The 22,757-nt window shown below is 71.5% G+C and carries 18 protein-coding genes; 4 read left to right on the top strand and 14 right to left on the bottom strand.

Annotated features, from left to right (window positions below):
* Positions 1-15: 15 nt before the first annotated feature.
* Complete coding sequence (locus ACWGDB_RS01640) at positions 16-1,014, bottom strand: GlxA family transcriptional regulator (protein WP_453820537.1); 999 nt, start codon at positions 1,012-1,014, stop codon at positions 16-18.
* 156 nt (positions 1,015-1,170) lie between these two features.
* On the opposite strand from ACWGDB_RS01640, the gene ACWGDB_RS01645 reads away from it, so the two are divergent.
* Together ACWGDB_RS01645 and ACWGDB_RS01650 are read left to right on the top strand one after the other, a co-directional pair.
* Complete coding sequence (locus tag ACWGDB_RS01645) at positions 1,171-1,632, top strand: DUF2269 family protein (protein WP_453820538.1); 462 nt, start codon at positions 1,171-1,173, stop codon at positions 1,630-1,632.
* A 178-nt stretch (positions 1,633-1,810) separates the two neighbouring features.
* A complete protein-coding gene (locus tag ACWGDB_RS01650) occupies positions 1,811-2,029 on the top strand; it encodes a hypothetical protein (protein WP_383601868.1) in 219 nt (72 codons plus the stop codon).
* A gap of 24 nt (positions 2,030-2,053) precedes the next feature.
* On the opposite strand, the gene tgmB is transcribed toward ACWGDB_RS01650, so the two are convergent.
* The 10 genes from tgmB to ACWGDB_RS01700 all read right to left on the bottom strand — a co-directional run bounded on the left by tgmB (position 2,054) and on the right by ACWGDB_RS01700 (position 14,910).
* A complete protein-coding gene (tgmB, locus tag ACWGDB_RS01655; protein WP_453820539.1) occupies positions 2,054-3,028 on the bottom strand; it encodes an ATP-grasp ribosomal peptide maturase in 975 nt (324 codons plus the stop codon).
* 16 nt (positions 3,029-3,044) lie between these two features.
* Positions 3,045-3,236, bottom strand: coding sequence for a putative ATP-grasp-modified RiPP (gene tgmA, locus ACWGDB_RS01660; protein WP_369275309.1), 192 nt, complete (start codon positions 3,234-3,236; stop codon positions 3,045-3,047).
* Between the two features lie 117 nt (positions 3,237-3,353).
* Positions 3,354-3,650, bottom strand: a complete 297-nt coding sequence (locus ACWGDB_RS01665; RefSeq protein ID WP_383627485.1) for a DUF1232 domain-containing protein — start codon at positions 3,648-3,650, stop codon at positions 3,354-3,356.
* Positions 3,651-3,885: 235 nt separating this feature from the next.
* Positions 3,886-5,058, bottom strand: coding sequence for a hypothetical protein (locus tag ACWGDB_RS01670; protein WP_453820540.1), 1,173 nt, complete (start codon positions 5,056-5,058; stop codon positions 3,886-3,888).
* 218 nt (positions 5,059-5,276) lie between these two features.
* Positions 5,277-5,771, bottom strand: a complete 495-nt coding sequence (locus ACWGDB_RS01675) for a lamin tail domain-containing protein (protein ID WP_453820541.1) — start codon at positions 5,769-5,771, stop codon at positions 5,277-5,279.
* Between the two features lie 102 nt (positions 5,772-5,873).
* Positions 5,874-6,839: a DUF1152 domain-containing protein gene (locus ACWGDB_RS01680; RefSeq protein ID WP_453820542.1), complete on the bottom strand. Its 966-nt coding sequence runs from the start codon at positions 6,837-6,839 to the stop codon at positions 5,874-5,876.
* Positions 6,840-6,940: 101 nt separating this feature from the next.
* The gene (locus tag ACWGDB_RS01685) at positions 6,941-8,305 is read right to left on the bottom strand and encodes an FAD-dependent oxidoreductase (protein WP_453820543.1); all 1,365 of its coding nucleotides are present in this window, start codon (positions 8,303-8,305) and stop codon (positions 6,941-6,943) included.
* A 179-nt stretch (positions 8,306-8,484) separates the two neighbouring features.
* Positions 8,485-9,297, bottom strand: a complete 813-nt coding sequence (locus ACWGDB_RS01690) for a chitosanase (protein ID WP_453820544.1) — start codon at positions 9,295-9,297, stop codon at positions 8,485-8,487.
* Between the two features lie 134 nt (positions 9,298-9,431).
* Entirely contained in the window at positions 9,432-12,209 is a 2,778-nt protein-coding gene (locus tag ACWGDB_RS01695; protein WP_453820545.1) for a SpoIIE family protein phosphatase, read from the bottom strand.
* 175 nt (positions 12,210-12,384) lie between these two features.
* On the bottom strand, positions 12,385-14,910 hold the full coding sequence (locus tag ACWGDB_RS01700) for a SpoIIE family protein phosphatase (protein ID WP_453820546.1): 2,526 nt from the start codon (positions 14,908-14,910) through the stop codon (positions 12,385-12,387).
* 286 nt (positions 14,911-15,196) lie between these two features.
* On the opposite strand from ACWGDB_RS01700, the gene ACWGDB_RS01705 reads away from it, so the two are divergent.
* Positions 15,197-16,879: a hypothetical protein gene (locus ACWGDB_RS01705; RefSeq protein ID WP_453820547.1), complete on the top strand. Its 1,683-nt coding sequence runs from the start codon at positions 15,197-15,199 to the stop codon at positions 16,877-16,879.
* A 5-nt stretch (positions 16,880-16,884) separates the two neighbouring features.
* Here ACWGDB_RS01705 and ACWGDB_RS01710 read toward each other — a convergent pair whose 3' ends face one another.
* The 3 genes from ACWGDB_RS01710 to ACWGDB_RS01720 form a co-directional block, all read right to left on the bottom strand.
* Positions 16,885-18,681, bottom strand: a complete 1,797-nt coding sequence (locus ACWGDB_RS01710) for a SpoIIE family protein phosphatase (protein ID WP_453820548.1) — start codon at positions 18,679-18,681, stop codon at positions 16,885-16,887.
* A 52-nt stretch (positions 18,682-18,733) separates the two neighbouring features.
* Entirely contained in the window at positions 18,734-19,435 is a 702-nt protein-coding gene (locus tag ACWGDB_RS01715; protein WP_453820549.1) for a class I SAM-dependent DNA methyltransferase, read from the bottom strand.
* Positions 19,436-19,537: 102 nt separating this feature from the next.
* Positions 19,538-20,941 (bottom strand): MFS transporter, encoded by a 1,404-nt coding sequence (locus ACWGDB_RS01720; protein ID WP_427845514.1) that lies wholly within the window; start codon positions 20,939-20,941, stop codon positions 19,538-19,540.
* A gap of 323 nt (positions 20,942-21,264) precedes the next feature.
* Here ACWGDB_RS01720 and ACWGDB_RS01725 point away from each other — a divergent pair, with 323 nt between their 5' ends.
* On the top strand, positions 21,265-22,752 hold the full coding sequence (locus ACWGDB_RS01725; RefSeq protein ID WP_453820550.1) for an aldehyde dehydrogenase: 1,488 nt from the start codon (positions 21,265-21,267) through the stop codon (positions 22,750-22,752).
* Positions 22,753-22,757: the final 5 nt, after the last annotated feature.

Below are 22,757 nucleotides of genomic sequence, written 5' to 3' on the forward strand. Positions count from 1 at the left end.
GTGGACTCGGGTGATTTATCCCACCGTGACCTGACGGCAGGGCCGGCACGTCATGACGGGGGCGCCGGCCAGGGCCTTTGCCTGGAACGCGGCCCGATAGGCGTGTGGCGTGGTGCCGACCACCCGGCGGAAGCGTTCACGGAACGCGGTGGGCGACCCGAACCCCGCCTGCCGCGCGATCCGTTCGATCGGATGGTCGCTGTTCTCCAGCAGGTACTGGGCCCGCCGCACACGCGCCCGCAGCAGCCACTGCAGCGGCGTGGTGCCGGTCTGCTCACGGAACCGCCGGCTGAAGGTGCGCTCGCTCATCCCCGAGCGCTCCGCCAATGCCCCCAGGGTGATCTCCCCGGCCAGGTTGTCCTCGATCCACTCCAGCAGCGGTTCGAGCGCCGAGCCGCGCGGCACGGGCGGATACTCGTGCACGATGAACTGCGCCTGTCCGCCCTCCCGTTCCAGCGGTACGACGGACATGCGGGCGGTGTGCGCGGCCACGGCCGAGCCCAGGTCGCGCCGGATCATGTGCAGGCACATGTCCATTCCCGCCGCGGCCCCGGCGGAGGTGAGGATCTGCCCGTTGTCGACGTACAGCACGTCCGGTTCCACATGGACGTCCGGGAAGCGCCGTGCGAGCTCGTCGGTCGCCATCCAGTGGGTGGTGGCGCGCTGTCCGTCCAGCAGCCCGGCCTCGGCCAGGACGAAGGCGCCCACGCAGACGGACGCGATCCGGGTGCCGGCCCGGGCCGCCTCGCGCAGGGCCGCCGTCACGCCGGGGGAGGGCGGTCCGGTCTCGTCGCAGCCCGGCACGATGATCGTGTCCGCGTCCTCCAGCCCGTCGAGCCCTCGGTCGATCCGCAGGGCGAAGCCCTCCGTGCGTACCTCCGGCGACTCGGCGCACAGCCGGACCCGGTAGGGGCGGCGGCCGTCCGGCAGCCGGGTCCAGCCGAACATCTGGAACGGTGTCGCCATGTCGAACGGCACCACGTTGTCGAGAACCAGGATCGCCACGGTGTGCATGAGTGACACCCTAGGCGGATTCCCGCCACGGCCATAAGTGCAGGTCGCTCAGGTGGGCCGCGGTGATGGAGCGGGCAGATCGGCTGGCGAGAAACCGTTGGAAGCTGTCGTTTCAGCCCCTGTGCGATCACCCGGGAGATCCCTAGCGTGGGGCGGGTGACCAAGATCCTCCTCACTCTTCACGTCCTGGCCGCCATCGTCGCGGTCGGCCCCGTCACCGTCGCGGCCAGCATGTTCCCCCCGGCCGCGCGCCGCGTCCCGGCGACCGACGGGGCGGTGGCGGTGGGCACCGTCCGGCTCCTGCACCGCATCTGCCGCGTCTACGGTGCCGTCGGGGTCTCGGTCCCCGTCCTCGGCCTGGCCACCGGCCTGGCGATGGGAGTGCTGGGCAGCGGATGGCTCATCACCTCCATCGCCCTGACCGCCGCGGCCGCCGGCATCCTGATCGCCTTCGTCCTGCCCCGTCAGGAGGAGCTCGTCGGTCAACTGAGTGCCGAGAAGCCCGTCGAGCACGCGGCCACGGTTCAACTCGCCATGTTCACCGGCATCTTCAACCTGCTGTGGGCGACCGTCACGGTGCTGATGATCGTCCGGCCCGGTTCCACGACGGGCGCCTGACACCCGGAGGAGCCGGCGGGGAACGGGCGCCACCGCGTCCACGCGTCGGGGAGGAACCGCCCGTTCGTCGCACGTCAAGCGCTCTGGCAGAATTCGCACTTCAGTGTGCGTCGGCGCCTAGACTCGACAGCCGTGCCCATCTGCACACAGGGCCACGACATGAAAGGCGCGTTGACGGGTGTTCCAGGATTCCCCCATTTACGACCGGCTCATCGCGGAGCGCGGCGACATCCCCACCCAGGTGCGCAGGGAGGCCGAACGCGTCAGCAGGGAAGTCGAGTTCGCCATGCAGCCCCTGCTGCAGTCCGGCGGCCACGTACCCCCTCCCGGACGCCCCGCACCCCCCGCCCCGACCTGGCAGCGCAGCGCCCTGCCGCCGGGGCCGCAGTCGCGCTGAGCCGTGGACGGCCGGGCGGACCGGTCACGGCACCTTCGCGCTCGCCCCGTTGGCGTGCGGCTGCTCCCCGGAGGCCGGCTGCGCGAGCCACTCGGCGATGGTGCGGGCGATCGGCTGGCCCGTGTCCACCTCGATGAACCCGAACTGCCCCGACTGATTGCACTCCAGGAACCACCATGTCCCGTCGGCGTCCTCGACGAAGTCGAAGGCGCCGTAGGCGAGTCCCGCGTCCCGCAGATAGGCGCGGACGCCCTCGGCGACGCGCGGCGCGACCTCGACGGGACACCACGGCGCGTCGGACGCGGCGAACCGGACGTCCACCTCGGCCTCGGCGCCGGTCGCCTTGCGGGCCGCCAGCAGCTGCTCACCCACCGCCGTGAGGCGGATGTCGGCACGCTTGGCCACGCGTCGCTGCAGCAGGGTCGGCCCGAACGCGACGGCGGAGAAGTCCGCGTCCGGCCCCACCCTGCTGGTCGGCACGGCACGGGGCGGATCCTGTGGATGCGCGCCGGACACCGGTTTGACCACCAGATCCGGATAGCGCTCGGCGAACTCGCGGGCGGCCTGCGGGAAAGTCGTGATCAACGTGGCCGGAACGGGCAGACCGCAGCGCTGTGCCAGTCGCAGCTGCCAGGGCTTGTAGCGAGCCCGGCGCGCCGCGTCGGGGTGGTTCATCCAGCGCACGTCGCAGCCGCGCAGCATGCCGTACAGCGCCTGCTCCGCCTCCTGAGTCAGCCAGGGGGAGGGCGCCGCCGCCCGCGCCGCCGCGGCCCCCGGCCTGCGCATCCAGATCGACCGCAGGCCGTTGACGCTCACCAGGCGTCCCGCGGACGACAGATGGCCACGGAACGAGCCGTGCACATACTCGCCCGACAGCGCGACCCCGCCGGTCACGTCGGCGGGATCGAGCCGGACCACCGGAACACCGGACGCGTTCAGGTGCACGACCACCATGTCGGCCGTCACGTCCTCTTCGTTGGTCACAATCAAGACCGTCATCGTCGGCGACCTGCGTTCAGTCGTCGAAGTGGGTCTTCGAGCCCGCCGTGGATGTAGTGGTCCCCAACTCCCGCAAGAGCGCGTGATCACAAGCGGCTATTCGCCCGTCACGCAGCACGTTCAACTGCAGACCGGAGTCGTAAGCATACGCAGCGGTGACCTCCAACTCCGCTGCCGGCCGTGCATAGTTGAGCGCGAACGGTTGCATCGTCTCTCCCTCACAGGTGCTGCTCCGATCGAGCTGGTCACCCAGGAGCGTCCCTCGGCCCGGCGACGTCCTTCGGTTTCCACTTACTTAAACGAATCGAACGAGTGATTGGTTTCCTTACTTTCTGTAATCAACGGCGTCCGGCGGTCCCGCATCGGGAGAACGGCGCAGGGTACGCAGTGCCAGCAAGAGCACGCCGATGTCGTCCAGATACACCGGATCGGGCACCAGATCGGCCGGCAGCACGAAGTACAGGACCGCGCCCCAGAACACCCAGCGCGGCCCCGTCGGCAGCCCGGCACGCCGCATCACACGTCGGGTGCGCACGAGCCGCGCCAGCACCCAGACGGCCACGGCGAGCACGACGGCCGCGAGGGCGACAATGACGACGATCACCGCGGTGGTCGACTCCATGGACCCTCCTTCTGCCGGCGGCGCGCACCATGCGCACCTGCCGGTCGGATTCCCCCTTGCGGCCTGTGCATTGCATGGCAGCGCTCACTCGGCCGCACGCCGTCACCCGTCAGGACGGAAGACGCACAAATCGGCCCGGTCACCTGCTCGCGCAGGCGCACGACCCGTCCACCCGCGCGCCGAAGCGAGCCCGCAGGACGCAGTACGCCCCCACCGGGGATCCGGCGCAGCCGTCCTACGCCCTCCGGCGGCCCGGGATCTCCGGCTGCTCCTCGACGGCCTTGTCCTCCTGCGCGTCCACCGACCCGGCCGCGGGCCTGCGTGTCCGGGCGGAGCCCTTGAAACGCTCGAAGGTCCGGGTCAGTTGCTGGAGCGGGGACCCCGCCGGGGACGCGGGGGTGTCGGGCCGGCTCTCGGGCACGGCGGCCGCGGACTCCCGGAAGGCGGCCAGCGCCGCGTGCGCCTGCTCGGCGGCCTCCCGGTACAGGTCGCGGGACTTCGTCATCGCCTCGAGTGCGTCGGCGTACATCGCCACGAGCTTGCGCTCACGATCGAGCTCCTCCGCCGGCGTCAGCAGCCGCCAGTCCTCCCGCAGGGCGGAGAGCGCCTCCTGGGCGCCGTCCGGCAGGGGACGCGACAGGGCGGCGAACCGCGTCACGGCGTGAATCAGCTCGGCCGGCTCCGTGCCGTCGAGGAAGACGCTGCGTACGGCGAAGTCGTCCGCTTCGTAGCCGGACGGCGCCGGACTTCCGGGCAGCACGACGGCGCCCCCGCGCGGCACCTGTACGCCGAGGTCCCGCAGGGCCCAGTTCACGACGCGCAGTTGGCTGGGTGCGGCGCGGTGCTCGACCAGCCGGTGCCGCAGGCTCGGCGGCAGCAAGCCGGCCAGGGGCGCGCGGCCGGCCGCGTCCGTGGTCATGGCCTCGTGGACGACCACATGGATGCTCCAGCGGTCACGCGCGCAGTCCCGCAGCAGGTGCCGTACGGCCTTGTCGTCCGAAGGCAGGGGGTTGATGTCCGTCAGGCGCAGGTCCGATACCGGCGTGTGGTCCCAGGTCGCGTCGGGCTCCTGCGGCCAGAACAGGGTGGCCGGCGACGGCCACCGTGGGTCCCACGGCGCCTCCGCCTCAGCGATCAGTATCCAGTCCTGGCCGCTGCCGGTGTCGTGCTCGACGGTCAGCCGGGCTCGCACGGTCACCGAGCCGGCGACCCGCCATCGGGCCTCGAACATCCACTCCTGGGCACCCTCGGTCTCGGGCAGCTCCAGGAAGTCGTCGATGGCCCGGCTGTCCTTGAGCTGCCGCAGACTGAGCCGGAGTACCTCTTCCGCGGCGGGCCCGAGGTGGCGGCCACGGGCCAACCACACCGAGGGGGGAGTCGTGGGGCGGGTGCTGGAGGAGCTGGGCATGGGGTCCATCTGTGGGCGGGAGCACGTGCTCGTATCAGTATCGTCGCCGCAGATGCCTGCCCGCCGGGCGGGGTCCGCACACGGGGTGTGCGCCATCCGCACCGGCCGGCGTCCCTCACTCGTGGTCCGCACCGCTTCCGGTCATGACAATGACTCGGTGAGCAGGACCCGCCCACCATCCGCATTGGGGCGGGTCCTGCTCGTGACTCGGGGTCCGCTCAGTTGTGGTACGTGATGTAGCCGTTGCGGTCCCCGTCGTTCCCGCTCTTGGTGTAGGAGTGCGAGTCGGCCCCGGCGCCCGAGGGCTTGTTCAGGTAGATCGAGTCCTTGTCGTTGTTCCACATGAAGTTGCAGTTGTCGCGGTAGACGACGTTCTTGGCGTCGGAGTCGCTGCCGTTGCCGCCTCGGAGCTTCACGTAGTCCCCGGGCTGGAGGTAGTGGTTGGCGGTGAAGGCGAACCGGTTGCCGGCCTTGTCCTTCACGACGTAGCCCTTGAGGTTGACCGTGGTACCGGACGAGTAGTTCTTGATCGTCAGGTACTCCTCGTCGGTGTTGCCGGTCCGGCAGTTGTTCGAGTCGCTGCCGGGTGCGTCGTACTGGATGCCGCGGATCTTCAGCGCGGACGAGTACTCGGTGGCCTGGGCCGGTACGGCGGAGAGCGCGGCGAGCGTGCCGGCGGCGATGGCGGTTGTGGCGACAATGCGTATGCGCATGGAGAAACATCCCCCCTGTGTGGAGCTTGTGTGAAGATCAGGAGTGTATGCAACGCACGGGCGCGGTGTGGAGGCTTCACCGAAATCTGAGACGCGGGCGCGTCAGTGGGGGTAGACGCGCGGTGGCCGCTGCTGGGCGAGGTCGTCGCGGAACTCCGCGATGACCGAGCTGATCTGGCGCATCAACGCGGTGTTCCCGATGCGGTCGAGATACAGGTTGCGGCGGGCCAGGGCGGGTGCGTCGACGCAGAAGTACTGGGCCATGAGCGGATTGATGAACAGTTCGCTGTTCCTGGTGCGCTCGGTGAACCGGACATCGCCGAAGTCACCGCGTACGGCCGCCGCGACGGAGCCCTGGACGATGCTCGGGTGCTCCGGCGTGGCCCGTTGGGCGTGTTCCACCGCGTCGAGGTACAGGCGCCCCTCGTGGCTGTGGCGCGGCAGCGAGAACGTCCCGAGGTAGCCGCCCTCGCGGTCCAGCGCGGCGAGATTCTCCAGCACCAGGGAGTGGTTGACCCCGTGATAGGCGTCCACGCCGAACCCGAGGCAGGCCACGAGTCGCACCGGAACCTCGTCCAGCCCGGACACCGCGGCCAGGCTGGCCATGTCCTCCTCCGGCGTGCCCAGCCCGTGCTCGTCGCCGCGCATCAGGATGTCGGTCCCGCCGTCCACCAGCACGACGGCGTCCACGCCGCCCAGGTGCTCCAGGAGCGCGCGATAAGCGGCCCTGAGCGGCTGGACGCCCGTGAGGGGGAACGCGTACACGGTGTCGGGCAGGTCGTGCGCGGCGAACCATCGCGCGAGCGTCCGCTCCGGGAAGTAGTCGCCGCGCGCCGCGGTGTCCGGGCGTATCGCCGCGATGTCGTGGTCCACCCACGCGTCGAGTGAGAGCCCGTACAGATCGGAGAAGGACAGGTTGGCCAGATGGACTTCCTTGCCGGCCGAGCGCAGGGCGAGGGCCAGCGGCAGCCCGGCGTACACGTCGAAACCGCCGCCCGCACCGGCGACGAGCACCCGCCGCGCATCGCGCAGCCGGGTGAAGAAAGGGGGCTCCAGGAGTGAGAACACCGGGGGACGCTAGCAGGTACTGATCATCCGGAGCGCGCTGACAACGGCCGTGAGGGCCGGGGGTTGGAACCCCCGGCCCTCACGGCTTCAGCTTCGGCGTCTCAGGCGCCGCTCTCCCGGAGCATGTCCTCGCGCTCGACGAGCTTCACGCGCTCACGGCCCTCGGGCTCGCCCAGCGCCTTCTCGGCGGCGTCGAGCTTGTACCAGCCGTCCCAGGTGGTGAAGCGGATCTCGCGCTCGGCGAGGAAGGCCTCCACCGCCTCCGGCTCGGGCGAACCCGGCGTCTGCAGACGGTCATGGGCGAAGTCGTCCAGCAGGTTGGACACCGTCTCGTTGGCGTCGCCCTTGGTGTGGCCGATCAGGCCCACCGGGCCGCGTCGGATCCAGCCGGTGACGTACGTCGACTGCAGGTGCTCGCCGGACTCCTGGATGACCCGGCCGCCCTCGTCCGGGACCGTGCCCGAGTCGATGTCCCAGGGCAGCTTGGGGAGTTTGTCGGAGAGGTAGCCGACCGCACGGTAGATCGCGGTGACGTCCCAGTCCTTGAACTCGCCGGTGCCCTTGACGTTGCCGGTGCCGTCGAGGGTGGTGCGCTCGGTGCGCAGGCCGACGACCTTGCCGTCCTCGCCGAGGATCTCGGTGGGCGACTCGAAGAAGTGCAGGAACAGCTTGTGCTGCCGGTTGCCGACGTCGCGGATCGCCCAGTTCTCCAGGGTCTTGGCGACCATGTCGGACTGCTTGTTGCCGCGCCGGGTCTCGATCGAGCCCTCGTCGTAGTCGATGTCCTCGGGGTCGACGATGACCTCGATGTTGGGGGAGTGGTCCAGCTCGCGCAGCTCCATGGGGCTGAACTTCGCCTGCGCCGGGCCACGTCGGCCGAACACGTGGACTTCCAGGGCCTTGTTGGCCTTCAGGCCTTCGTGGACGTTCGGCGGGATCTCCGTCGGGAGCAGTTCCTCCGCCGTCTTCGCCAGGATGCGGGCCACGTCGAGGGCGACGTTGCCGACACCGAGGACGGCGACCTTCTCGGCCTCCAGCGGCCAGGTGCGCGGAACGTCCGGGTGCCCGTCGTACCAGGAGACGAAGTCCGCGGCGCCGTACGACCCGTCGAGGTCGACGCCGGGTATCGGCAGTGCCCGGTCGGCCGTCGCACCCGTCGAGAAGATCACGGCGTCGTAGAACGCCCGCAGGTCGTCCAGGCTGATGTCGGTCGGGTAGTCGACGTTGCCGAAGAGGCGGATCTGCGGCTTGTCGAGGACCTGATGGAGGGCCGTGATGATGCCCTTGATGCGGGGGTGGTCGGGGGCGACGCCGTACCGGATCAGTCCGAACGGCGCCGGCATGCGCTCGAAGAGGTCGATGGACACGCCGGGTTCGGCGGCCACGTCGGACTTGAGCAGGGCGTCGGCGGCGTAGATCCCGGCGGGGCCGGCTCCGACGATGGCTACCCGCAGGGGGCGGGGCATGATCAGGGTCCCTTCGAGCGATGACAAGCGATCTCGTCGGGAAGCCTAAACTAAGGCAAGCCTAAGTCGGTACGCGGGTCCAACCTATGAGCTCATAAATCAATTCTATGGGCTGCGCGGCATGAGGATGACGCGGGGTGCCGTAGCGGACTGAGGCGGTACGGCACCCCGTGGGTGGGTCAGCCGATGTGGTAGCTGTCCCCGTACACCTTCCAGTCGAGCGGCGGGTTCAGGTCGAGGTTGCCCGCGCGCAGGAAGACTCGCTGGGCCGTGTCGACCCGGCTGGTGTCGCTGTGGGCCTCCTCCTGCTTCATGGCCCATACCCGAGCGTCCAGGAAGGCGTGCAGGTACGTGACCTCGTCACCGCCCTGCGCCGGCGGCCAGGCCTGGTTCAGGGCGCGCTTGCGTATGTTGCGGAAGCTGGTCGGGTCGGTGCCGTCGCCGTGCATGACGATCGCGTCGTAGTACGCGAACTGCCCGAGCGCGCGCAGCCCGTCCGTCTTGCCCTGCCGCACGGCCGGGCCGAAGTACACGCGGTCGCGCTCGTCGTCCTGCGCTCGCCGGAACTCCTGGTCCTGCGCGGCCCGGGCCCAGTCGCGCGGGAAGTCCGGGTCGAGTCCGTCGTGCGAGTCGGAGCCGTTGACCCGGCGCAGCGCCGGCAGGTACGGGGCGAGGACGTTGCCGGGGCGGCGGTCGGCGTAGAGCTCGACGAGATCGAGCATGTCGCCCGTGCCGGAGCAGAAGCCGATGATCCCGGCGGTGTAGCCGCGGCCGTCACCGATGTCCTCGATGTACTTGTACTGGGCCTTCCAGTCGAGCGAGGAGTTCTCCGCGCTCGACACCAGCTTCATGGCGATCTCCTTCTTCGCCGGGTCGTCGAGTCCCACCGCGGCCGCGGCGGCGTGAGGGGAGTTGAGGAGGGGGACTGACGCCAGGGACGCGCCGATCAGGGCGAGCAGAGTTCGGCGCGACGTGCGTGCTGGGTGCTTCACGGCGGCTCCAAGTGGAGGTGGGGGGTGGGGGGTTGGCCGTTGGGGGACACTGATAGGAAGGTTTCCTATCAGAAGGCGGGTGTGGGAGCACCGGTCGCGTCCAAGGTTCGTACCTAGGTACGAACGGCCGCCGGCTACGGCAGCGGCTGCTCCGCCCAGATCACCTTGCCCGCGGGCAGGTACCGGGTGCCCCAGCGGTCGGCCAGCTGCGCGACGAGGAACAGGCCGCGCCCGCCCTCGTCCGTCATGGTCGCGTAGCGAAGATGCGGCGAGGTGCTGCTGCTGTCGAAGACCTCGCAGATCAGACTGCGGTCGTGCAGCATGCGCACGCGGATCGGCTCACCGCCGTACCGGATCGCGTTGGTGACCAGCTCGCTCAGGATCAGCTCCGTGGTGAACGACAGCTCCTCCAGATCCCACGCCTGAAGCGTCCGCGTCACGGCCGAGCGCACCTGACCCACGGCCGCCGGATCGGACGGCACCTCCCACTCGGCGACCAGGTCGGCCCCGAGCGCCCGGGTGCCCGCCACGATCAACGCGATGTCGTCGCCGGCCCGGGCCGGGCGCCGGGCCTCCAGGACGGCCTGGCAGGTCTCCTCGGGCGTCGGGCCGGCCTGGGACAGAGCGTCGCGCAGCAGTTCGAGGCCCTCGTCGATGTCCCGTTCACGGTCCTCCACGAGACCGTCCGTGTAGAGCACGAGCCGGCTGTCCTGCGCCAGCTCCAGCTCGGCCGTCTCGAACGGCAGCCCGCCCAGGCCCAGCGGCGGACCGGCGGGCACGTCGGGGAAGCCGACGGTGCCGTCCGGCTCGATCAGGGCCGGCGGAGGGTGGCCCGCGCGGGCCATCGTGCACCGCTGGGTCACCGGGTCGTAGACCGCGTACAGACAGGTCGCGCCGGTCACCGGGGCGCTGTCGCCCTCCTGGGCCTCGTCCTGGTCGATACGGGCGACCAGCTCGTCGAGGAGCGCGAGCAGTTCGTCGGGCGGCAGGTCCAGGGCGGAGAAGTTGTGCACGGCCGTACGCAGCCGGCCCATCGTCGCCGCCGCGTGCAGCCCGTGTCCGACGACGTCCCCCACGACCAGCGCGACCCGGGCGCCGGACAGCGGCAGCACGTCGAACCAGTCGCCGCCCACTCCGGCCTGCGCCGGCAGATACCGGTAGGCGATGTCCAGGGCGTTCTGCTCGGGCAGACGGCGCGGCAGCAGGCTGCGCTGCAGCGTCACCGCCATGCTGTGCTCGCGTGTGTACCGGCGGGCGTTGTCGATCGACACCGCGGCCCGGGCGACCAGCTCCTCGGCCAGCGCCACCTCGTCCGCGTCGAACGGCTCGCCCTTCTGCGACCGCCAGAAGCTGACCACGCCCAGCACCAGGGACCCCGCCCTGAGCGGCACCGCGATCAGGGAGTGGATGCCGAACTCCACGACCTGCGCCGAACGCTCCAGGTCCTGGGCACGCCAGCCCGGTGCCTCGTCCAGCCGCGGCTCGATGACGGCCTGTCCGTCCTTCAGCGCGCGGGCCTGCGGCGAGGAGTCGACGAACCTCAGCTGCTCACCCACCGGGTACAGCGGCGCGTCCTTGCGTATGCCGCTGCTCGCCGTGCGGCGCAGCCGCGTCGCCGCCTCCGGCTGCCCGCCGCCCAGCACGGCCTCGTACAGGTCGACGGTGGCGAAGTCCGCGAACCGGGGCACCGCCAGCTCCGCCAGTTCCTCGGCGGTGCGGGTGACGTCCAGGCTGGTGCCGATGCCCACACCGGCGTCGTACAGCATGTTCAGGCGCTCGCGGGCCTCCTCGGCCCGGCCGGACAGGGCCCGCAGCTCGGTCGAGTCGCGCAGGGTGGCGACGCTGCCGGACGGGCGGCCCCGCAGGGTGGTGGGGCGTTGGTTGACCGCCAGCAGCCGGTCCTTGACCAGGTGCACCTCGTCCGTGGCCATGCGGCCGGAGTCCAGCAGTTCGGCGGTGTCGGGGGCGAGGCCGAGGTGCACCACCCGGTGTCCCTCGGCGTCGGCGGGCAGGTCGAGCAGGCGGTGCGCCTCGTCGTTGGCGAGCAGCAGCCGACCCTCGGTGCCGACGATGATCACGCCCTCCCGCACGGCGTGCAGGACGGCGTCGTGGTGCTCGTACATCCGCGTCATCTCGTGCGGTCCGAGACCGTGCGTCTGCCGCAGCAGCCGCCTGCTGACCAGTGCGGTGCCCGCCGTCGACAGGGCGAGCGCCACCGCCGCCGCGGTCAGCACCAGCGGCAGCTGCCGGTCCGCGGTACCGCCCACGGTCGCCTTGGTGACCCCGGCCGAGACCAGTCCGACGACCTGCCCGTCGGGTGCCTTGATGGGCACCACGGCCTGCACGAGCGGTCCGATGGTGCCGGTGATCTCCTCGGTCACGACCCGCCCGGCCTGCGCGGGAGCGATGTTCCCGACGAACTGCTTGCCGATCCGGTCCGGCTTGGGGTGGGTGTAACGGATGCCGTCGGTGTTCATGACGACGATGAAGTCCACGTCCGTCGCCTCGCGTGCCGCCTCGGCACGGGGCTGCAGCACGGCGGACGGATCCGGGCTGCTCAGCGCCTCCCGGGTGCCGGGCGCGTTGGCGAACGCCTCGGCGACGGCCACCGAGCGGTTACGGGCCTCCTGTGTGGTGTCGTAGCGCACCTGCAGCACCAGTGCCACCACCGCGGCGACGACCAGCAGGAGCACGATCACCACCTGCAGCAGGAACACCTGCCCGGCGACACTGCGTCCGCCCACCGCCGCCCGCAGGGCGGAGAACCACCCCTTGCGCCGCCCCTGAGCCGGCTCGTCGCCAGGGACCCCCGGCTCGGACACTCCAAGGAAGCGGTCGGACGCACCGCGTGTGCGCAGACCGCTGGGACGAGGGGCCGACCGGGCCCCGGATCGACCCAATAGTCGGACCATGTGCCCATGTCTACACTGCCGGGCCCCGGGAGGCGAGAGACGTCACAGACCGTGACAGGACTTGCCGGCTCTCTCCCAGCACGGCCACGGGTGTGATGCCCGGATTGGGGCAACTCCCGTCCCCGCAGCAGGGTTACGGCGCCGGGAGTGCCGCACGGTGCCCTCGCCGCGCGCCTCAGCTCGGGCGCAGGGCGGTGGCGCGCCGAGTGGCGAGCAGCAGCGCGATGTCGTCGGGGCGGTCCGCCATGTGCCGGGCCGCCGCGGTGAGCCGGTCGGCCACGCCGGCCAGCGAGCGTCCGCCCGGCCGGGCACCGGGGGCACCCGCCTTGGCCAGCGCCACCCGCAGGGCGCTGATGCCGTCGTCGATGTCGGCGCCGGGCCGCTCGACCAGCCCGTCCGTGTACAGCGCGAGGACGGCGCCCGGCTCCATCCGCAGCTCCGCCACCGGATACGTGGCCTGCGGATCCACGCCGAGCACGACCCCGCCGGGCAGGTCGACGACATGGGTACGGCCGTCCGGGCGGCGCAGCAGCGGCGGCGGATGCCCGGCCACGGCGGCCTGGGCGATGCCGGTCCTCGGATCGAGCCGGATGTAGCAGCAGCTCGCGAACAAGCCGGCGTCGAGGTCGATGAGCAGGTGGTTGGTGCCGCTCATGACCTCGTCGGGCGGCCGGTCGCCGAGCGCGAAGGCCCGCACGGCGCTGCGCAGCTGGCCCATGGTGGCCGCCGCCTGCACGCCGTGCCCCTGCACATCGCCGATGACCAGGGCCAGGCCGTCCCCGGCGGCGACGACGTCGTACCAGTCGCCGCCCACTTCCATGCCCTGGGTGCCGGGCAGATAGCGTCCGGCGGTCTCCATCAGCGGGTGCTGCGACAGCCGCCGCGGGAGCAGCGCCTGCTGCAGCCCACGGGCGAGCGCGGCCTCGCTCTCGTAGCGCTGCGCCTTCTCCATGGCGTGGGCGATCAGTCCGGCCATGGCGGTGAGCACCGTGCGCTCCTCGGTGCTGAAACTGCGCGGCCGGTCGAAGCCGAGGATGCAGGACCCGACGGGGCGCCCGGAGGCGATCAGCGGCAGGAAGGCCCGGGCCCCCTCCGTCGCGTCCAGCGCGATGCCCGGATAGGCGTCGGAGAGCTCCTGCATCGAGTCGAAGAACAACGGGCGCCCGCTGGTCAGCGTCTCGACCCCGGGCAGCCGCTCGTCCAGCCCGACCCCGTCGAACGGGGCGAGGAACCCCTTGGGGAAGCCCGTCTCCCATGCCAGGTACAGATGCCGCTCCTGCAGCAAGTAGATCGCGAGCCGTCGGCCGCCGAACACGGGCAGCAGCTCCCGCATCACCACCGCCGACACCTGACGGGCGGTGACCGCCTCGGTCAGCGCGATGGCTAGCACGATCGGGCGGTACAGCGGGGCGAGCGACGGCGCACCGGTCGGCGCCGGGGTGCCGTGCGCCTCCGGGGCACCTGACGGACTGTCCGCGACCCGGTGCCCCAGACGGATCGTGCAGGTCAGAATGTCCGGGCCGGGATAGATGGACAGGGCGAGCCAGTCTCCCGCCACCGGGTGGGTGGCGCGCTCACGGACGTGCGCGGACGGTCTTCGAACGTGGAAGTGCACCGGATCCGGGGACAGCAGCGCGCCGCGCATATGGTCCTCGAGGGTGGGCTGGTTGAGCCACGGCACGCCCTCCCACAGAGCCCGGCCCAGCAGTTCGGTGCGCGGCCGGCGCAGCAGCCGCGCCGCGTGCGGATTCGCGTAGACGACCGTCCCCAGCCGGTCCAGGCACAGCACGCCGTCCGGCAGCAGATCGGCCGCCGCGTCCGCCACCGCGCCCGGCCCCGGGTCGACCACCACACCCCGTACGTTCGTCGAACGGGAGCGTGCGGAGTCGTCGTACGGCCCCCAGACCTCGACCAGGCGTAGTGCCCCGTCCGCCGAGCGCACGTACAGCGGCAGCGCGGGTGGCCGGCCACCGGCTGCCTCCCGCAGCGCCGCCAGGATCCGCACCGCGTCAGCCGGAGCGACCGCGTCCGCGAACGCCTCCGCGGTGCTGTGGGCCTCCGCCTCAGCCATGCCGAGTACGACGTTCAGCCGCTCGTCCGCCGCCAGGACGCCCGTCACCGGATCCCAGGTGAACCGCCCGAGCTGCCCGGACGGAGGGCGGCCGGCCGGCGGCCGCAGACACAGGGGCCCGCTCTCCCAGGACACCGCCGACGCGTCCTGGTCCTCCAGCTTCTCCAGTGCCACCCCGAGCTCCTCGGCCAGCCGCGCGACGCGGTCGCGCAGGGGCATCAGCTCGGTGCCGTCCGCCGCCGACGGCAGCAGCACGGTCAGCACACCGAAGACGCTCGACGCACCCGCGACGGGAACGTGCAGGGACCCGAACGGGAACGGCAACCCGGCCGCGAACTGGGGATAGCGGCGCATCGTCTCCGTCGCGTTGGGCAGCGCCACCTCGACCCCGAGCCGATAGGCGTCCGCGACGGGGAACGGCCGTTCCACATGCACCCGCCACCACGGCCGGAACAACGGCCCCGGAAGCCCTTCCAGCACCGCCAGACGCAGCAGGCCGGGCGTGCCGGAGCGCAGATAGACCCCACCGGCGTGGGCACCGGTCGCGCTGATCGCCTCCGCCGAGGCATCGATCAGCAGCGCCGCCAGCCTGCCCGGCGCCCGCTCTGCGCCCTCGGCGCTCCCAGTCATCGGCCCTACCTCGTCCGTACGCCGTCACGCGCGCGACACAGCAAGAATGCGCCACGAGGCCCCCCGCCCGCACCTGGGCGGCACGAACCGACTCACCCGGTCGCGGCACCGGGCTCGTCACCGCACCACCGTGCCGAGTACCCAGATGACGCGGACCGACGCCGGCACCCGAAAGGGCAGCTCCCCGCAACCGGGCGGGGCCTGTCCCCGTTGTCGGTGCGAGACCCGGTGCTCTCGGGAAGACTCGGGGACAGACCGGCGGGGCGCACAGGCAGGAGACAGAGCCATGGAGTACTACGACCTCGGCACCTACGCACGCTCCGTGACCACCTCTTCGGCGCAGGCCCAACTCTGGTTCGACCGCGGGCTGATGTGGACGTACGCCTTCCACCACGAGGAGGCCGTCGCCTGCTTCCAGGCGGCTGCCGAGGCCGACCCCGACTGCGCGATGGCGCACTGGGGCATCGCCTACGCGCTCGGCCCGAACTACAACAAGCCGTGGGAGTTCTTCGACGACGAGGACCTGGTGCGCACCGTCGACCGCACCCACGCCGCCGTGGAGACGGCCCACGAGAAGGCGGCCGCCGCCACCCCCGTCGAGCAGGCCCTGATCGGCGCACTGCGCGCCCGCTACCCGCAGGCGAAGGCCGTCGACGACTGCTCGGTCTGGAACGCCCCCTACGCCGACAGCATGCGCGCGGTCTACGAGCTCGCCCCCGACGACCTGGACGTCGCCACCCTGTACGCCGACGCCCTGATGAACCTCACTCCCTGGCAGCTGTGGGACCTCAGGACCGGCGAGCCGGCCGAAGGCGCGCGCACGGTGGCCGCCAGGGCCGTCCTCGAACGCGCCCTCGCCACCGACGCGGGACGCGACCACCCGGGCCTGGTCCACCTTTACATCCACTTGATGGAGATGTCCCCGACCCCCGAAGCCGCCCTGTCGATCGCGGACCGGCTGCGCGGGCTGGTGCCCGACGCCGGGCACCTGCATCACATGCCCTCGCACCTGGAGGTGCTCTGCGGCGACTACCGTCGGGTGGTCTCGGACAACACGGCGGCGATCGCGGTCGACGAGAAGTACCACGCCCGCTCCGGCGCGATGAACTTCTACACCCTGTACCGCTCGCACAACTACCACTTCAAGATCTACGGCGCGATGTTCCTCGGCCAGTCGGAAGTCGCCCTCAGGACCGCCGCGGAACTCGAGGCGTCCATCCCCGAAGACCTGCTGCGCGTGCCGAGCCCGCCCATGGCCGACTGGCTCGAGGCCTTCCTCGGCATGCGGTTCCACGCCCTGATCCGCTTCGGCCGCTGGCACGACATCCTCGCCCTGCCGATGCCCGCCGACCCCGAGCTGTACTGCGTGACGACCGCGATGCTCCACTACGCCCGCGGCGTCGCCCTGTCCTCGACACACCGCGTCCCGGAGGCGGAGACGGAACGCCGGCTCTTCCACGAGGCCGTCGCCCGGGTCCCCGAGACCCGCATGCTCTTCAACAACACCTGCGCCGACATCCTCGCGATCGCCTCGGCGATGCTCGACGGCGAACTGGAATACCGCAAGGGCAACCACGACGCCGCCTTCGCCGCACTGGAACGCTCCATCGAACTGGACGACAACCTCCCCTACGACGAACCGTGGGGCTGGATGCAGCCCACCCGGCACGCCTACGGCGCCCTCCTCCTCGAACAGGGCCGGGTCGGGGAAGCCGAGGCGGTCTACCGGGCCGACCTGGGCCTCGACGGCACCCTCCCGCGCGCCCTTCAGCACCCCAACAACGTCTGGTCCCTGCACGGACTGCACGAGTGCCTGACGCGCCTGGGCCGGACCGGCGAGGCACAGATGATCGCCAAGCAGCTGCGTCTTGCCGCCGCACTGGCGGACGTACCGGTCGAGGCCTCCTGCTTCTGCCGACTCGACGCGATCACCGCAGGCAGCACCGAGGGCGACTGCTGCGCCGACTGACGGGCTCAGTCACCCGTGGATGCGTCGGGCAGGGGCTGTTCGAACCAGACCACCTTGCCCGTGCTCACCCTCGTCGCGCCCCAGCGCTGTGCCAACTGGTCCACCAGGAACAGGCCCCGGCCGCCCTCGTCGCTCAGCCGGGCGTGCCGCATCCTCGGAACGATCGGCGAGTCGTCGCCCACTTCGCAGCGCAGCACGTCCGTGCAGAGCAGCCGCAGGGTGATCGGCCGGGACGCGAAGCGCACGGCGTTCGCCACCACCTCGCTGACCATCAGCTCGGTCGTCTCCACCAAGGACTCCATTCCCCAGTGGTCCAGCGTCCGGCGGGTCAGCCGACGGGCCTGGCCCGCGGTCTGCGGGCGGGGTGCCATGTACCAGTACGCGACGGTCTCCGGCAGGATCCCCTCGAAGCGGGCGGCGAGCAGCGCGATGTCGTCGTCCCGGCCACCCGCCCCCAGCGCGCCGAGCGCCTCGTCGCACAGCTTCTCCAGCGCCGGCGGCACGGACCCCGACGAGGCCGCGCGCAACCGTGCCCGCAGCGCCTCCACCCCTGTCAGGACGTCCGAGGCGCGGGACTCGACCAGGCCGTCGGTGTAGAGCAGCAGGGTCGCCCCGGCCGGTGCGTGCGTCTCGACGGACTCGAATCCGCCGCTGCCGACGCCGATCGGCGCCCCGGGCGGGACGTGGAGGACCTCCGCCCGGCCGTCGGGATGGAGCAGCACCGGTGGCAGATGGCCGGCGCTGGACACCACCAGCCGGTGCTGCACGGGGTCGTACATGGCGTACAGGCAGGTCGCCGTGTGCTCGCTGCCCAGCCGGCCCGCCTGCTCGTCGAGGTGGTGCAGTACTTCGTCCGGGGGCAGATCGAGCCCGGCCAGGGTCTGCACGCTGGTGCGCAGCTGGCCCATGATCGCGGCCGAGGTCATGGAGTGGCCCATCACATCGCCGATGACCAGGGCGACCCGGTTGCCGGGCAGCGGGATCGCGTCGTACCAGTCGCCGCCGACCTGCGCGGTCCGCGAGGACGGCAGATAGCGGCTGGCCAGTCGGACACCGGGCGGCTCCGGCAGAGACGGCGGGAGCATGGTGCGCTGCAACGTGTCGGCGACGGCCGCCTCACGCTCGTACAGCATCGCCTTCTCCAGCCCGAGTGCGGTGTGCGTGGCGAGCTGGGAGGCGACGATCAGGTCGTCGTCGGTGAACTCCGGGCGGCCGGTTCCGCGGATGAGGACGAGGCTGCCCAGGACGTGGCTGCGGCCGTGCAGCGGGGCGATGATCAGCCGGCGCCCGGGCGGCACGGCCGGGGGAGCGCCCGCCGTCCCGAGCAGTTCGGCCGCCGCTGAGGTGACGCCCGGGGTGTTTCCGAACACCGGCCGCCCGTCCTGGAGCAGCTTGCTGAGCAGGCCGTCGGCGGCGGGGTTCACGACCTCTGCCGCCCGGACGGCGCGCAGGTCGGTCGGGGGCGGTCCGGAGTAACGGGTGCCCGGGTCCGGAGGTGACGCGCGGTCCGCGCTGTGCAGCCGCAGGACGCCGGGGGCGGCGCCCGCCTCGTCGCCGACGGGCAGGGGGGCGTACAGGTGGACGAAGGCGGTGTCGGTGAAGGCCGGGACGGCCGCGCCGCACAGTTCGTGCAGGGTCTCGTCGAGGTCCATGCCCCGGGCGATGCGGCGGGTCGCCGCGTCGAGGTAGCGGAGCCTGTCGAGTTGCGGCTCGGCGTCGACCGGTCCGCCGGCGAGGGGGGTGCCGGGGGAAGCCTGTGTGGCCGGCGGCGCGGGATCACCACCTCCGAGCTGCTTCGTCATGCCTGTCCTTCCGTCCGTGCGGCCTGCGCCGGGGCGGGCGGGTCAGGGGGCGTCAGGAGTGCCGTACGCACCGCAGGAAGATCTGTACCTCGGGCTGGATGTCGGCGACCGCCGGAGCGTAGCTGTACGAGGACTCCCCGACGATCTCGAAGCCCGCCGACTCGACGACCTCGCGCAGCTCGTCCCGCAGATAGCCGGAGACGCGGATGCTGCTGCCGATGAACGGGATCGCGAAGTCGTCCACGTCGGCCTCCACCATCGACAGCGCGAACGGTGCGCCCGGAACCAGCAGGTGGCGTATGGTCCGCAGGGCTAGGGGGATCTCGGGGCGCGGCAGCATGAGCAGGGCGAAGAAGGCGGTCAGCGCGTCGAAGCGGCCGAGGTCCAGGGAGCCTGCGGGCCGCAGGTCCGCGATGTCCGCCCGGTGGAACTCGCCGCCGGGCACATGATCGCGGGCCAGCGCGACCATCCGCTCCGACAGGTCCACCCCGACGACGTCGAAGCCCGCCTCCGCCAGCCGGCGTGCGGTCGGGAGGCCGGTGCCGCTCCCGAGGTCCAGGACTCGGGATCCGGGCGGCAGCGACCCGATGAGCCACTCTGCGGCCGCGACCTGCCCTTCCTTGTGCGGGAAGGCTTCGTCGTAGCGCTCGCCGATGGCGTCGAAGGCCTCGGCCTGACCGGTGCGGTCGAGCCGGAGGGTCCGGTAGTCGAGCTCGTCGGCGGGATTGCTCACAAGGGTTCTCCTTGCAGGCATTATGGGCTATTTCCCTGAATTCCTATAGGTGGGGACGGTTTGGGGCCGACCGCCGGGGGTCCTTGGATCCCGGCGGCCGGCGTGTCCCGTCATGCCGGGGATCTACGGCGCCACGTCCTCCAGTCGCCGGCCGCTCGTCTCCTCCGCCGCCACTCCTGCCGTGACCGCCCCGACCAGCGCGACCGCGGCGAGGGTCACGAAGACGGTGCCGAGGGCGCCGCCCGCGTACACCGCGCCGACGACGATCGGACCGAGGATGACGCCGAGCCGGTTCACGGCGCCGCCGAGGCTGGTGCCGAGGGCCCGCATCCGGGTCGGGAAGAGTTCGGGGGTGTACAGGTACAGGCAGATGTTGGCGCCGAAGAAGAACACCGCCGACAGGGACGTCCAGATCAGCACGCTGCTCGCCGAGCCGCCCGCGAAGAGGCCGAGGAAGAGCAGGCTGAGGGCGGCGCCGCCCAGACACCAGGTGACGGTGTGCCGGCGGCCGACGCGGTCCACGGTCAGGGCGACGGCGAGGCAGCCGAGGAAGCCCGCGCAGGACGTCACGGTCGAGTACAGCAGCGCGTCGGACAGGTCCAGGTGGAACCGCGAACCGTAGATGGTGGGCAGCCAGGACGAGATGCCGTAGTTGACGAAGTAGCCGCAGAACCACAGGACGCAGACGACCAGGGTGCGCTTGCGGTAGCGGCCGGAGAGCAGCTCGCGCAGACCGCCCTTGGCGGCGGACTGCCGTGCGACGGGAGCCGCGGGCGCCGGCTGCGGCAACGGCTCGCCGGTGATCCGCTCGACCTTCGTCTCGATCGACGCCATCGTCGCCAGTGCCTCCTCGTGCCGGCCGTGGTCCGCGAGCCAGCGCGGCGACTCGGGCACGAAGCGGGTCACCAGGACGCACAGGACACCGGGGATCGCGGCGAGGCCGAACATCCAGCGCCAGCCGAGGATCGGCATCAGCCACCAGGCCAGCACGGCGCACGCGGTCAGACCCGCCGGGAAGACCAGCTCGTACAGCAGGACGAAGCGTCCCCGTTTGTGGGCGCGGGTGATCTCGGCGATGAAGGTGGCCGCGACCGGCACCTCGCCGCCGATGGCGAGACCCTGCACGAAGCGCAGTGCCATGAACGGCCCCGGCGAGTCACACAGTGTGAGCAGCAGGCTGCAGACGCTGGAAAGGGCGATGCACGCCGCGATCACCTTCACCCGGCCGATGCGGTCGGCCAGGCGGCCGGAGAGGAGTGCGCCGACGAGCATGCCCAGGGAGCCGACCGTGATCAGGGACGTGGTCTGCCCGGTGGTCAGCTGCCACTCGGCGCGCAGTTCGGGCAGGGCGTAGGCGATGAGCAACTGATCGAAGGCCTCGAAGAAGGTCACCGCGCCGATGATGAGCCGGACGGTGACGTGCCACCGGCACAGCGGCAGGCGTTCGAAGCGGGCGCCGATCGCGGCGACGAGCGCCGCGGTGTCCGCGGGCCGGCCCGCGGTGGCATGGGGAGTGTCGGTCGTCATGGAGGGGTCCTCCGGACCCGCGCACGGGGTGCTGGGAAAGGCACAGGATACGCACGGGACGGTTCGGGCCGGTCGGCGGTGGCTGGACAGCCGTACGCCGGCTCGGCGACAGAGGGGGACGGGGCTCGGAGATCGGGGCCCGGTGAGGCCAGCTGGCTAAGCGCTAAATCTCTCAGCGCTCAAGTTTTATCCCGTCTGTGGAGCGGCCAGTCAAGGGTTCGTCCTCACGTCGTGTAAAAAACTTGCCGGGTTCCCCTTGCGGTCAAAATAGTTAAGCCCTTAGATGTTCAGCACTTCGATACATCCGATCCGGAGGTCCTGCCATGCCGCGCACGCCAGTCGACGAGATCCTCATCGCGGGGTGTTTCAGGCGCGGCACGGGCGCGCCGATCGAGACCGTGAACCCCGCCGACGGCACCCCGATCACCACCGTCCACGCCGCCTCGCCCGCCGATGTCGACGAGGCGGCCGAGGCAGCCGCCGCAGCCGTGGCGGCGCCCGCGTGGCGGAACCTGCTCCCGCACCGGCGCGCCCGCGTCCTGCACCGCATCGGTGACCTGATCGAGGAGCACGCCGACGACCTGTCCGCCCTGCAGACCGCCGACACCGGCAAGACGCTCACCGAGACCCGGGCGCTCGCGCTGAGCGCCGCAGCCACCTTCCGGTACACGGCCGCCGCGCTGGAGACCGCCGAGGACGCGCTCACCCCCGCCCGGGGGCCGTACGTCACGATGAGCGTGCACGAGCCGATCGGCGTGGTCGGCGCGATCAACCCGTGGAACTCGCCGATCGCCTCCGACGCCCAGAAGGTCGCCCCGGCCCTCGCCGGCGGGAACGCGGTGCTGCTGAAGCCGGCCGAGTGGACCCCGCTCGTCTCCCTGGCTTTCGGTCGCCTGGTCCACCGGGTGCTCGCCGAGGAGGGGCTGCCGACCGCGCTGCTGTCCGTGCTGCCCGGCAAGGGGCGCGTCGTCGGGGACGCGATCGTCACCCACCCGCTCGTGCGCCGCATCGGCTTCACCGGCGGCACCGCCACCGGCCGCGCCATCGCCCGCACCGCCGCCGACAAGCTCGCCCCCGCCTCCCTGGAGCTCGGCGGCAAGTCACCGACGATCGTCCGCCAGGACGCCGACATCGAGCAGGCCCTCGCGGGCGTGCTGTTCGGGGTCTTCTCCTCCAGCGGGCAGTCCTGCATCGCCGGCTCCCGGCTCTTCGTGCACCGGTCCCTGTACGAATCCTTCCTCGCCGAGCTCGTCGAGCGCGTGCGCAAGCTGCGCGTCGGGCCCGGGACCGACCCCGGCACCCAGGTCGCCCCGCTCGTCCATCCCCGGCACCGGGACGCGGTCGCCGCGTACGTGGAACTCGCGCGGGCGGAGGGCGGGCGCGTCCTGTGCGGGGGCGCGATCCCGGCGGGGGAGGCCTACGCCGACGGCGCCTACTACCTGCCGACCGTCATCGACGGCCTGCCGAACTCCGCCCGGACCTGCCAGGAGGAGATCTTCGGCCCGGTGCTCGTCGCGCTGCCCTACGACGACGAGGACGACCTGGTGCGGCAGGCCAACGACAGCGTGTACGGGCTCGCCTGCGGCATCTGGACCCGTGACGCCCGCGCCGCCTGGCGGCTCGCCCGGCGCATCGACGCGGGGACCGTCTGGATCAACACCTACAAGCAGTTCTCCATCTCCACGCCCTTCGGCGGGATGAAGGACAGCGGCCTCGGCACCGAGAAGGGCCGCGACCTCATCCGCTCCTACCAGCGGCAGAAGTCCCTGTACTGGGGCACCGAATCCACGCCCCTGCCCTGGGCCAACTGAAACGC

This window comes from Streptomyces sp. NPDC055013, assembly GCF_053608645.1.

Excerpts from the sequence above, each read along its gene's own strand:
- ACWGDB_RS01640 (WP_453820537.1), bottom strand. The coding sequence starts at position 1,014 with ATGCACACCGTGGCGATCCTGGTTCTCGACAACGTGGTGCCGTTCGAC.
- tgmB (WP_453820539.1), bottom strand. The coding sequence starts at position 3,028 with ATGACGGTCTTGATTGTGACCAACGAAGAGGACGTGACGGCCGACATG.
- tgmA (WP_369275309.1), bottom strand. The coding sequence starts at position 3,236 with ATGCAACCGTTCGCGCTCAACTATGCACGGCCGGCAGCGGAGTTGGAG.
- ACWGDB_RS01665 (WP_383627485.1), bottom strand. The coding sequence starts at position 3,650 with ATGGAGTCGACCACCGCGGTGATCGTCGTCATTGTCGCCCTCGCGGCC.
- ACWGDB_RS01670 (WP_453820540.1), bottom strand. The coding sequence starts at position 5,058 with ATGCCCAGCTCCTCCAGCACCCGCCCCACGACTCCCCCCTCGGTGTGG.
- ACWGDB_RS01675 (WP_453820541.1), bottom strand. The coding sequence starts at position 5,771 with ATGCGCATACGCATTGTCGCCACAACCGCCATCGCCGCCGGCACGCTC.
- ACWGDB_RS01685 (WP_453820543.1), bottom strand. The coding sequence starts at position 8,305 with ATGCCCCGCCCCCTGCGGGTAGCCATCGTCGGAGCCGGCCCCGCCGGG.
- ACWGDB_RS01695 (WP_453820545.1), bottom strand. The coding sequence starts at position 12,209 with ATGGTCCGACTATTGGGTCGATCCGGGGCCCGGTCGGCCCCTCGTCCC.
- ACWGDB_RS01700 (WP_453820546.1), bottom strand. The coding sequence starts at position 14,910 with ATGACTGGGAGCGCCGAGGGCGCAGAGCGGGCGCCGGGCAGGCTGGCG.
- ACWGDB_RS01705 (WP_453820547.1), top strand. The coding sequence starts at position 15,197 with ATGGAGTACTACGACCTCGGCACCTACGCACGCTCCGTGACCACCTCT.
- ACWGDB_RS01710 (WP_453820548.1), bottom strand. The coding sequence starts at position 18,681 with ATGACGAAGCAGCTCGGAGGTGGTGATCCCGCGCCGCCGGCCACACAG.
- ACWGDB_RS01715 (WP_453820549.1), bottom strand. The coding sequence starts at position 19,435 with ATGCCTGCAAGGAGAACCCTTGTGAGCAATCCCGCCGACGAGCTCGAC.
- ACWGDB_RS01720 (WP_427845514.1), bottom strand. The coding sequence starts at position 20,941 with ATGACGACCGACACTCCCCATGCCACCGCGGGCCGGCCCGCGGACACC.
- ACWGDB_RS01725 (WP_453820550.1), top strand. The coding sequence starts at position 21,265 with ATGCCGCGCACGCCAGTCGACGAGATCCTCATCGCGGGGTGTTTCAGG.